Annotated in this window: 7 protein-coding genes, 1 tRNA gene and 2 rRNA genes (1 of these 10 only partly in view); 9 read left to right on the forward strand and 1 reads right to left on the reverse strand. The window is 48.1% G+C overall.

From position 1 onward, the window contains the following. Window positions 1-7: 7 nt before the first annotated feature. Window positions 8-1,318 (reverse strand): ATP-dependent RNA helicase RhlB, encoded by a 1,311-nt coding sequence (rhlB, locus tag MKA69_RS05450; RefSeq protein WP_055029642.1) that lies wholly within the window; start codon window positions 1,316-1,318, stop codon window positions 8-10. Between the two features lie 111 nt (window positions 1,319-1,429). On the opposite strand from rhlB, the gene trxA reads away from it, so the two are divergent. The 9 genes from trxA to MKA69_RS05495 all read left to right on the forward strand — a co-directional run. Further along, window positions 1,430-1,756 (forward strand): thioredoxin TrxA, encoded by a 327-nt coding sequence (trxA, locus tag MKA69_RS05455; RefSeq protein WP_001280783.1) that lies wholly within the window; start codon window positions 1,430-1,432, stop codon window positions 1,754-1,756. Window positions 1,757-1,953: 197 nt separating this feature from the next. Continuing rightward, complete coding sequence (gene rho / locus MKA69_RS05460; protein ID WP_002030702.1) at window positions 1,954-3,213, forward strand: transcription termination factor Rho; 1,260 nt, start codon at window positions 1,954-1,956, stop codon at window positions 3,211-3,213. A 98-nt stretch (window positions 3,214-3,311) separates the two neighbouring features. Then, complete coding sequence (locus MKA69_RS05465) at window positions 3,312-4,301, forward strand: hypothetical protein (protein ID WP_305847654.1); 990 nt, start codon at window positions 3,312-3,314, stop codon at window positions 4,299-4,301. An 81-nt stretch (window positions 4,302-4,382) separates the two neighbouring features. Beyond that, on the forward strand, window positions 4,383-6,224 hold the full coding sequence (gene ubiD, locus MKA69_RS05470; RefSeq protein WP_305847655.1) for a 4-hydroxy-3-polyprenylbenzoate decarboxylase: 1,842 nt from the start codon (window positions 4,383-4,385) through the stop codon (window positions 6,222-6,224). Continuing rightward, window positions 6,221-6,490, forward strand: a complete 270-nt coding sequence (locus MKA69_RS05475; RefSeq protein WP_000222793.1) for a 2Fe-2S iron-sulfur cluster-binding protein — start codon at window positions 6,221-6,223, stop codon at window positions 6,488-6,490. Before ubiD ends, MKA69_RS05475 begins: the two co-directional genes overlap by 4 nt. A gap of 15 nt (window positions 6,491-6,505) precedes the next feature. After that, entirely contained in the window at window positions 6,506-7,216 is a 711-nt protein-coding gene (gene fre, locus MKA69_RS05480) for an NAD(P)H-flavin reductase (RefSeq protein WP_055029646.1), read from the forward strand. A gap of 577 nt (window positions 7,217-7,793) precedes the next feature. Continuing rightward, window positions 7,794-9,336: ribosomal RNA gene (locus MKA69_RS05485) — 16S ribosomal RNA — on the forward strand. 68 nt (window positions 9,337-9,404) lie between these two features. Next, a tRNA-Glu gene (locus tag MKA69_RS05490) sits at window positions 9,405-9,480 on the forward strand. Window positions 9,481-9,767: 287 nt separating this feature from the next. Continuing rightward, window positions 9,768-11,207, forward strand: a 23S ribosomal RNA gene (locus MKA69_RS05495) (it continues 1,447 nt past the right edge of the window). Together the 16S and 23S rRNA genes with 1 tRNA gene alongside form the textbook arrangement of a ribosomal RNA operon.

The raw sequence follows: 11,207 nt of genomic DNA on the forward strand, positions 1-11,207 counted from the left end.
AGCGAAATCAGGCATCCTTTTTCGGGCGTGGTGCACGTGGGCGGCGTTGCTGCGGTTTACGATTACCACCGTTGTTGCGAGAACCTGCAGTATTGGTACGACGCTGTTGTGGCGACGAACGTAGGCTCAAAGGTGCTGGCAGATCGGTCAGCAGAGCCGAAGGATCGTAGTCTGAAGTTGGAATCGCATGCTCAATATAGCTTTCGATGGCCGGTAAGTTGATCGCGTACTCTTCACAAGCAAAGCTGATCGAGTGGCCACTTGCGCCAGCACGGCCGGTACGACCAATACGGTGTACATAGTCTTCACAATCGTCAGGCAAGTCGTAGTTAAATACGTGAGTCACTTGAGGAATGTGCAACCCACGAGCCGCAACATCTGTTGCAACCAGAATATCTACATCACCTTGGGTGAACTGCTCTAAAATACGCTCACGTTTTTTCTGTGGAACATCACCGGTCAGCAAACCAACACGGTGGTTATCTGCCGCTAAGTGAGCCCAAATCTGTTCACAGCGATGTTTGGTGTTAGCAAAAATGATCGCGCGATCCGGCCACTCTTCTTCAACTAAGGTCTGCAGCAGAGCCATTTTGTGATCATTTGAAGGGTAGAACAGTTCCTCTTGGATGCGATGACCGGTTTTTTGCTCCGGTTCAACCACGACATGCTCAGGGTTGTTCATGTGTTCAAAAGCCAGTTCTTGCACACGGTAAGAGAGGGTTGCAGAGAACAGCATGTTGAGACGATCTTTTGGCTCAGGCATACGGCGGAACAAGAAGCGAATATCTTTAATAAAGCCAAGATCGAACATACGATCCGCTTCATCCAGAACTACAGCTTGAATATAGTTGAGGCTGAACACTCGCTGCTTATAAAAATCGATAATTCGTCCGGTCGTACCGATCAGAATATCCACGCCACTTTGCAGTTTTGCGAGCTGTTTATCATAGCTTTCGCCACCATAAGCCAACGCGGCTTTTAACCCAGTTGTCGCCAACAAAGGCTCGGCATCGTTATAGATCTGAATCGCCAGTTCGCGAGTCGGAGCCATAATAATGGCGCGTGGCTGAGTTTCCGTTCGGCCTTCCGCAGCAGGGGTCGTCAATAAATGGTTGAAGGTAGCAGTAAGAAACGCGAGCGTTTTACCAGTCCCCGTTTGGGCCTGGCCTGCGATGTCTTGGCCGGTGAGCAGTACCGGCAACGCCAATGCTTGGATAGGGGTACAGTAAACGAATCCCTTTTTTTCCAGTCCATCAATAACTTGTGGTTGTAAACCAAAGTCGGCGAACTTATGCTCTGTGATATGCGTCTTTTTCATGGCTATAGAATATCAGCTTACACTTGCAATACGGAAGTAAATACATTCCAATAGAGCATCTATTTACTGGTTGAGTTATCACCAGTGCAGAAAATCACATTGGAGTGAAAGATGAGTGACAAAATTTTGCAGCTGACCGATGACGGTTTCGAGAACGATGTAATCAAAGCTGCAGGCCCGGTTCTGGTTGACTTTTGGGCGGAATGGTGTGGTCCTTGTAAGATGATCGCGCCGATCCTAGATGAAGTGGCTGACGAATACGCAGGCAAACTCACTATCGGCAAACTGAATATCGACCATAACGCAGGAACACCACCTAAGTTTGGTATCCGCGGTATCCCAACACTGCTTCTGTTTAAAGACGGCAGTGTGGTAGCGACCAAAGTCGGTGCGCTATCAAAAACTCAACTGAAAGAGTTCCTTGACGCGAACCTGTAATCAGTTAAACCGCCAAACCGTACATAGTAATATGTACGGTTTTGTTTTTGGCAAAAAACAATTTCTAGACTAGGCTAATATTTAGTGCTAGTTTATTGCACGTTAATTAGACAGTTATTCACTTCTTGGTCAATCCTTCGACCATATCCATCTTAACTTAACAACGATCCTTTTTGACTAACTAAGTATCCACCACAATGAATCTAACAGAACTGAAGAACACCCCTGTGTCTGATCTGGTTAAGCTTGGCGAAAGTCTAGGCCTTGAAAACCTGGCACGCCTACGCAAACAAGACATTATTTTCGCAATCCTTAAAGCACACGCAAAAAGTGGTGAAGACATTTTTGGCGATGGGGTTCTGGAAATTCTTCAAGACGGTTTTGGTTTCTTACGTAGTGCAGACAGTTCATACCTTGCTGGCCCTGACGACATCTATGTGTCACCTAGCCAAATTCGTCGCTTTAACCTACGTACAGGCGACTCAATTGCCGGGAAAATTCGTCCGCCAAAAGAGGGTGAGCGTTACTTTGCCTTACTTAAAGTGAACACTGTAAACGATGACCGCCCAGACAACGCCCGCAACAAAATCCTTTTCGAGAACTTAACGCCTCTGCATGCCAACGAACGTATGGTGATGGAACGTGGTAATGGTTCTACAGAAGATATTACCGCGCGTGTTCTTGATCTGGCAGCGCCAATTGGTAAAGGTCAACGTGGTCTGATTGTTGCTCCGCCAAAAGCGGGTAAAACCATGCTGCTGCAGAATATCGCACAGAGTATTGCCAGTAATCACCCTGAGTGTGTGCTGATGGTTCTGCTGATTGATGAGCGTCCAGAAGAAGTAACTGAAATGCAGCGCCTAGTAAAAGGTGAAGTGGTTGCTTCAACCTTTGATGAGCCAGCATCGCGCCACGTACAAGTGGCAGAAATGGTGATTGAAAAAGCCAAACGTCTGGTTGAACACAAGAAAGACGTGGTGATCCTACTGGATTCGATTACTCGTCTAGCGCGTGCTTACAACACAGTTGTTCCTGCCTCTGGTAAGGTTCTGACGGGTGGTGTGGATGCGAACGCACTGCATCGTCCTAAGCGTTTCTTCGGCGCAGCACGTAATGTGGAAGAGGGTGGTAGTTTGACCATCATCGCAACCGCGCTGGTCGATACTGGTTCTAAGATGGATGAAGTGATTTACGAAGAGTTCAAAGGTACAGGTAACATGGAACTGCACTTGAACCGTAAGATTGCTGAAAAACGCGTTTTCCCTGCGATCGATTTCAACCGCTCTGGTACTCGTCGTGAAGAGTTACTCACCAAGACAGATGAGCTACAAAAGATGTGGATCCTGCGTAAGATTGTTCACCCAATGGGTGAATCTGATGCGATGGAATTCCTCATTGATAAATTAGCAATGACCAAAACGAACGATGAATTCTTTGACGCGATGCGTCGTCAGTAATCGAGCGTTGTCTCAAACACCACCCTTGCGGTGGTGTTTTTGTTTGCGTTCTAGACCAGTGGTGTCCACACTGATCTGAAATGCACAAGGAGGACTATATGCAACAAGGATGGTTGTGCTTCGTTCTTCTCTTTTTGTTTGGGTTGCCGAATGTCGCTATTGGCGGTGACATTAGTGCTAATCAACGTCAACTTTGGTTAGCAGACCTACCGACTCAGCAGAAAGTCGAAGAGCTTTATCTTCTCGCACTACATAATGAGGTCGATCGCTTGCAATTCAGTTTGCAGCGTATCAGCTATCCCACTCAAGAAGTGGTGCGTTTTCTTCTGCTGCAAAAATTCGAGCAAGACCAACTGATCTTAACCGAAGAGCTGGTCGTATTTATCGCAGCTCAAAAATCACAGACACCCAACTATTTGATTGCTGAACGAGGCGATGGCTATGAATTTTCTGTCCCCGCTTTTGATTACGCGGCGGTTGCACACCGGCTACTAAAACAAGCGCGGCAGCAACAGGATATGTTGATGTTTGTGTTGCAAGCAGAAAATGGTGAACTCAATCTACGTGAGTGGCTCTCCGGTTCATCTGCTCAAGCTGAAGCTCGCCAGCGTTTATTACTTGCAGAATTGAATCGCTTATCTCCGCAAGCCATAGAGCGTTTGATTGCGCAGATCACAACGGAGCAAGTAACGAGTTGGTTACCAGCATCGAGTGTTATGGTGCAACTGGCAAGGCATAGTCAAAATCCAGCTTTGTATCAAAAGCTTTGGCTAATGAAAGCCAATGATGAACTGAGGCGTGAAATCACTCGCTTAGCAGAGCAGGCCGATTTCTTTGCCCAACAACAACTGATGGTTGCTGCTGCAAATCCGCGCTTGAAACAAGAGGCGTTGCAAGCTTTAGTTAGTATTCAGCCTATGTCAAATGAGGTAGCGCTTTTTCTGATCGAAAAACTTGGGCAAAGTGAAGAGGCCACACAAGTGGCACATCTGCTTGCCCAATCGGGTTACCAAGGATGGTTACGTGAACTGGTTAGTTCGAACCGAACGGTCAAGCAGCAGGCGATTTTAGCAGTGCTGAATCCATAACAAGCGAATGTAAGAAAATAGCGCAGAAAAATCGCGAGGTTTGTTATACTGCGGCCATCGCTGTCAATGAGTAGTAGACCTATGAATTTTAAGGACTTACGGGATTTTCTTGACTATTTAGAGCAACGTGGGGAATTAAAACGTATTACCCATCCAATTGATCCGCATTATGAAATGACCGAGATCAGTGACCGGACGTTACGTGCTAAAGGCCCTGCGCTGCTGTTTGAAAATCCGTTAGGTTACGACTTTCCTGTACTGACGAATTTGTTTGGCACGCCAGAACGCGTTGCGATGGGGATGGGGCGGAAACAGGTTCAAGAGCTGCGCGATGTCGGTCAGTGGTTGGCTTATCTTAAAGAGCCAGAGCCACCTCGTGGTCTAAAAGAGCTGATTGAAAAGCTGCCCGTTTTTAAACAAGTTCTCAATATGCCCGTCAAGCGCTTACGCCGTGCTCCTTGCCAAGACATTGTCTGGCAGGGTGATGAGGTCGATCTTGATAAAATCCCCGTGATGAGCTGCTGGCCGGATGATGTTGCACCACTTTTAACTTGGGGTCTAACCATCACGCGTGGCCCACATAAAAAGCGCCAAAATCTTGGGATCTATCGTCAGCAAAAAATCGCCCGCAATAAAGTCATCATGCGTTGGTTAGCCCATCGTGGCGGGGCATTAGACTTGCGGGATTGGATGGAGAAATATCCCGGAGAGCCTTTTCCTGTGAGTGTGGCGTTCGGTGCCGATCCGGCGACCATTCTCGGTGCGGTAACGCCAGTCCCAGATACGTTATCTGAATATGCGTTTGCTGGGCTATTGCGGGCCAGTCGTACTGAAGTGGTCAAGTCGATCAGTAACGATCTGGAAGTTCCCGCGAGTGCTGAAATCGTGCTCGAAGGCTATATCGATCCCAACGAATTTGCAGATGAAGGGCCCTATGGTGATCACACGGGTTACTACAACGAGGTAGAACGCCATCATGTGTTCACCATCACTCACGTGACCATGCGTAATAAGCCTATTTATCACAGCACCTATACAGGACGTCCACCTGATGAACCCGCGGTATTGGGTGTTGCGCTCAATGAAGTCTTCGTGCCTATCTTGCAAAAGCAGTTTCCTGAAATTGCCGATTTTTATTTGCCGCCAGAAGGCTGTTCGTACCGCATGGCGATAGTGACACTTAAGAAACAGTATCCGGGACACGCTAAGCGGGTGATGCTGGGTGTGTGGTCATTCCTACGTCAATTTATGTACACCAAGTTTGTGATTGTGTGTGATGAAAAGGTGAATGCGCGCGATTGGCCACAAGTGATTGAGGCAATAGCCAGTAATATGTCGCCGCAGCGCGATACTCTATTTATTGAGCATACGCCGATTGACTCGCTAGATTTTGCTTCACCAGTGGTGGGTTTAGGCTCAAAAATCGGTTTGGATGCCACCATCAAATGGTCTGCAGAGTTAGTGCTTTCTAAATTTGATCATTGTGACAAGACAACGGCGCTTTCACTTGAGGAGCTAAAAGCACGCTTGAGTGATGAAGCGGATGTGTTGGATGTTGCATTACCGGAGGCGGCGAATGGTCAGTTAGCTCTTCTGCTTATTAATAAGCAGAAAGCCGGGCAAGGACAGCAACTTTTACAGCGTGTCGTCGATAAACTCAATGATGCCGCATCGCTTAAGTTTGTGATCTTGTGCGATGATGATGTGAATATCCATGACTGGAATGATGTGATCTGGGCGATGACCACGCGCATGGATCCGGCGAGAGACAGTTTACGAATTGCTGGCCAAGATTTGATGTGCTTTGATGCAACCAATAAACTGCCTAACGAAGTCGAACGTGAATGGGGCACTCCGATCCGAAAAGATCCTAACCTAGTCGAGAAAATCGATTCGTTATGGGATGAGTTAGGCATTGTATGACCTATACCGTGCGCATCGTGCCTAATGATAGACAATTTATAATTAACCCAGGTGAAACGGTGCTTGATGCTGCGCTCAACCAGCAAATTGCCTTTCCCCACCGCTGCCGAATTGGCGCCTGTGCCGCTTGCTTATGTAAGTTGGTTGAAGGTGAGGTGGAGTATGAACTCGAACCGTTATTGACCGAACAAGAAAAAGCAACGGGTTGGATATTTGCCTGCCAAGCCTGCGCCACTACTGATTTAGTGCTGACTTTTGAAGAGTAAGCCAGAGGAAGTTCAATGATAATTCAATGCCAAGTTAAGTCTGTGCAGCCGCTCGCGACGCATACTTACCAAATCCTATTACAACCCGAGCACGCGGTGGCTTACCAAGCCGGGCAGTATTTAATGGTGGTGATGGGCGAAAAAGATAAGCGACCATTCTCACTTGCCAGTAGTCCTTGCCGTAGCAATGGCGAGCTCGAACTGCATATTGGTGCGGCGGATCACAGCGCCTTTGCCCACCAAGTCGTGGAAAAATTTCAGCAAGCACACTTTAATCAAACTTCAGTTGAAATAGATGTACCACATGGCAGTGCTTGGTTCCAAGAAAGTGAGCGCCCTCTATTATTGATAGCAGGAGGAACAGGCTTTAGCTATGTGCGTTCAATCTTAGATCATTGCCTGTCGCAAGGTAAAACTCAGCCTATCTACCTATACTGGGGTGCGCGTGATGCAGCTCAGCTGTACGCATTGAATGATCTGCAAGAGCTGGCCAAGCAACATGCTCATTTGCAGGTTGTTCCAGTGGTCGAGCAAGCACAAGAAGGCTGGGCTGGAAAAGTTGGCAATGTACTGCAAGCGATTAACAACGACTTTGCAAGTTTAGAAGCGTTTGATATCTATATAGCAGGCCGTTTTGAGATGGCGGGGGCAGCGCGAGAACAATTTACTCAAAACAAACAAGCTCGACGCGATCGAATGTTTGCCGATGCTTACGCTTTTATTTAACGCTCCGCTATAAACAAGATTCGAGACAAAGCCCAGCGGTAGATCGTTGGGCTTTTTTATGACTTTCTCTTTATAGATAGACAGGAACAAAAGCGCAAAAAGAATAACTCTGTGGATAAGTTGTCATCAAGGTCTGAGTAAAGTGGGATAAATAAGCCATTGCGCGTAAATGCAGCGGTTGAGCGCTATTTCTATAAATTTTCTCAAAAAACACTTGCCAGTGTGAAGCGGTTCTCTATAATGCGCCCTCGTTGACGCAGCAAGGGCTCACAGCCAAATCGATGCCTCAACAGGCCAGAAAAGAAAATTGAAAAAGTGTTTGACACGAAATTGATTCTCGCTAAAATGGCCGCCTCTTCTGAAGCAGACCGCCAAGAAGAACGCTCTTTAACAATATAAACCAATCAATCTGTGTGGGCACTCGTTGATGATAATCAAAAAAGATTTATCAATGAACTGAGTGACCATTTGAATGAGCAATCATTCAGCACAGTCAATTCAACATTACTTCGCTTTCTATTAAGCAAAGAATGTAATCAGTATTCATTGAGCCGAAGCGAAAGCTTCAAAAAACTTTTAATTGAAGAGTTTGATCATGGCTCAGATTGAACGCTGGCGGCAGGCCTAACACATGCAAGTCGAGCGGCAGCACAGAGGAACTTGTTCCTTGGGTGGCGAGCGGCGGACGGGTGAGTAATGCCTGGGAAATTGCCCGGTAGAGGGGGATAACCATTGGAAACGATGGCTAATACCGCATAACCTCGTAAGAGCAAAGCAGGGGACCTTCGGGCCTTGCGCTACCGGATATGCCCAGGTGGGATTAGCTAGTTGGTGAGGTAAGGGCTCACCAAGGCGACGATCCCTAGCTGGTCTGAGAGGATGATCAGCCACACTGGAACTGAGACACGGTCCAGACTCCTACGGGAGGCAGCAGTGGGGAATATTGCACAATGGGCGCAAGCCTGATGCAGCCATGCCGCGTGTATGAAGAAGGCCTTCGGGTTGTAAAGTACTTTCAGTAGGGAGGAAGATGGTTAAGTTAATACCTTAATCATTTGACGTTACCTACAGAAGAAGCACCGGCTAACTCCGTGCCAGCAGCCGCGGTAATACGGAGGGTGCAAGCGTTAATCGGAATTACTGGGCGTAAAGCGCATGCAGGTGGTTTGTTAAGTCAGATGTGAAAGCCCTGGGCTCAACCTAGGAATCGCATTTGAAACTGACAAGCTAGAGTACTGTAGAGGGGGGTAGAATTTCAGGTGTAGCGGTGAAATGCGTAGAGATCTGAAGGAATACCGGTGGCGAAGGCGGCCCCCTGGACAGATACTGACACTCAGATGCGAAAGCGTGGGGAGCAAACAGGATTAGATACCCTGGTAGTCCACGCCGTAAACGATGTCTACTTGGAGGTTGTGACCTAGAGTCGTGGCTTTCGGAGCTAACGCGTTAAGTAGACCGCCTGGGGAGTACGGTCGCAAGATTAAAACTCAAATGAATTGACGGGGGCCCGCACAAGCGGTGGAGCATGTGGTTTAATTCGATGCAACGCGAAGAACCTTACCTACTCTTGACATCCTCAGAAAAGACTGGAGACAGTCTTGTGCCTTCGGGAACTGAGAGACAGGTGCTGCATGGCTGTCGTCAGCTCGTGTTGTGAAATGTTGGGTTAAGTCCCGCAACGAGCGCAACCCTTATCCTTGTTTGCCAGCACGTAATGGTGGGAACTCCAGGGAGACTGCCGGTGATAAACCGGAGGAAGGTGGGGACGACGTCAAGTCATCATGGCCCTTACGAGTAGGGCTACACACGTGCTACAATGGCGTATACAGAGGGCAGCGATACCGCGAGGTGGAGCGAATCTCACAAAGTACGTCGTAGTCCGGATTGGAGTCTGCAACTCGACTCCATGAAGTCGGAATCGCTAGTAATCGCAAATCAGAATGTTGCGGTGAATACGTTCCCGGGCCTTGTACACACCGCCCGTCACACCATGGGAGTGGGCTGCAAAAGAAGCAGGTAGTTTAACCTTCGGGAGGACGCTTGCCACTTTGTGGTTCATGACTGGGGTGAAGTCGTAACAAGGTAGCGCTAGGGGAACCTGGCGCTGGATCACCTCCTTACACGATGGTTATCGTGATGAGTGTCCACACAGATTGATTCGGTTTAGATTAGAGAAGAGTATCTTAGTGTCCCGTTCGTCTAGAGGCCTAGGACACCGCCCTTTCACGGCGGTAACAGGGGTTCGACTCCCCTACGGGATACCATCTTTAAGCGTTTTCGCTGAGAATGTTTAAAAATGGTTTTCATCAGAAAATCTTGCTCTTTAACAATTTGGAAAGCTGACAAAACAACAATTTATTGTTGTTTGTAAAGTTCTCAATGTTTATCGAAAGATAAACACCAACAACACATTCAAGTGTGCTTGGTATCGAATAAGACTTCGGTCTTGTTCAAATTTGAGTCCGGCAAAATCTGTCTCGCACTCATGTAAATTAAACGCGAGACAACTTAGGTTGTTTAAACAACAACCCGAAACTCCTTCGGGTTGTATGGTTAAGTGACTAAGCGTACACGGTGGATGCCTGGGCAGTCAGAGGCGATGAAGGACGTACTAACTTGCGATAAGCGCAGATAAGGCAGTAAGAGCCGTTTGAGTCTGCGATTTCCGAATGGGGAAACCCAACTGCATAAGCAGTTACTGTTAACTGAATACATAGGTTAACAGAGCAAACCGGGGGAACTGAAACATCTAAGTACCCCGAGGAGAAGAAATCAACCGAGATTCCGGTAGTAGCGGCGAGCGAACCTGGATTAGCCCTTAAGCACTCGGTGAAGTAGGTGAACAAGCTGGAAAGCTTGGCGATACAGGGTGATAGCCCCGTAACCGACGCTTCATCGAGCGTGAAATCGAGTAGGGCGGGACACGTGATATCCTGTCTGAATATGGGGGGACCATCCTCCAAGGCTAAATACTCCTGACTGACCGATAGTGAACCAGTACCGTGAGGGAAAGGCGAAAAGAACCCCTGTGAGGGGAGTGAAATAGAACCTGAAACCGTGTACGTACAAGCAGTAGGAGCACCTTCGTGGTGTGACTGCGTACCTTTTGTATAATGGGTCAGCGACTTATATTCAGTGGCAAGGTTAACCGTATAGGGGAGCCGTAGCGAAAGCGAGTCTTAACTGGGCGTTCAGTCTCTGGATATAGACCCGAAACCGGGTGATCTAGCCATGGGCAGGTTGAAGGTTGAGTAACATCAACTGGAGGACCGAACCGACTAATGTTGAAAAATTAGCGGATGACTTGTGGCTAGGGGTGAAAGGCCAATCAAACTCGGAGATAGCTGGTTCTCCCCGAAAGCTATTTAGGTAGCGCCTCGGACGAATACTACTGGGGGTAGAGCACTGTTAAGGCTAGGGGGTCATCCCGACTTACCAACCCTTTGCAAACTCCGAATACCAGTAAGTACTATCCGGGAGACACACGGCGGGTGCTAACGTCCGTCGTGGAGAGGGAAACAACCCAGACCGCCAGCTAAGGTCCCAAAGTATTGCTAAGTGGGAAACGATGTGGGAAGGCTCAGACAGCTAGGATGTTGGCTTAGAAGCAGCCATCATTTAAAGAAAGCGTAATAGCTCACTAGTCGAGTCGGCCTGCGCGGAAGATGTAACGGGGCTAAGCAATACACCGAAGCTGCGGCAATGTCTTTTAGACATTGGGTAGGGGAGCGTTCTGTAAGCCGTTGAAGGTGAATCGTAAGGTTTGCTGGAGGTATCAGAAGTGCGAATGCTGACATGAGTAACGACAAAGGGGGTGAAAAACCTCCTCGCCGGAAGACCAAGGGTTCCTGTCCAACGTTAATCGGGGCAGGGTGAGTCGACCCCTAAGGTGAGGCCGAAAGGCGTAATCGATGGGAAACGGGTTAATATTCCCGTACTTCTGACTATTGCGATGGGGGGACGGAGAAGGCTAGGTGGGCCAGGCGACGGT

This window comes from Vibrio sp. AH4, from assembly GCF_030710545.1.
In the GTDB taxonomy this organism is placed as follows: domain Bacteria; phylum Pseudomonadota; class Gammaproteobacteria; order Enterobacterales; family Vibrionaceae; genus Vibrio; species Vibrio metoecus.

Coding starts and splice junctions, on each gene's coding strand:
- rhlB (WP_055029642.1), bottom strand. CDS start 1,318: ATGAAAAAGACGCATATCACAGAGCATAAGTTCGCCGACTTTGGTTTA.
- trxA (WP_001280783.1), top strand. CDS start 1,430: ATGAGTGACAAAATTTTGCAGCTGACCGATGACGGTTTCGAGAACGAT.
- rho (WP_002030702.1), top strand. CDS start 1,954: ATGAATCTAACAGAACTGAAGAACACCCCTGTGTCTGATCTGGTTAAG.
- MKA69_RS05465 (WP_305847654.1), top strand. CDS start 3,312: ATGCAACAAGGATGGTTGTGCTTCGTTCTTCTCTTTTTGTTTGGGTTG.
- ubiD (WP_305847655.1), top strand. CDS start 4,383: ATGAATTTTAAGGACTTACGGGATTTTCTTGACTATTTAGAGCAACGT.
- MKA69_RS05475 (WP_000222793.1), top strand. CDS start 6,221: ATGACCTATACCGTGCGCATCGTGCCTAATGATAGACAATTTATAATT.
- fre (WP_055029646.1), top strand. CDS start 6,506: ATGATAATTCAATGCCAAGTTAAGTCTGTGCAGCCGCTCGCGACGCAT.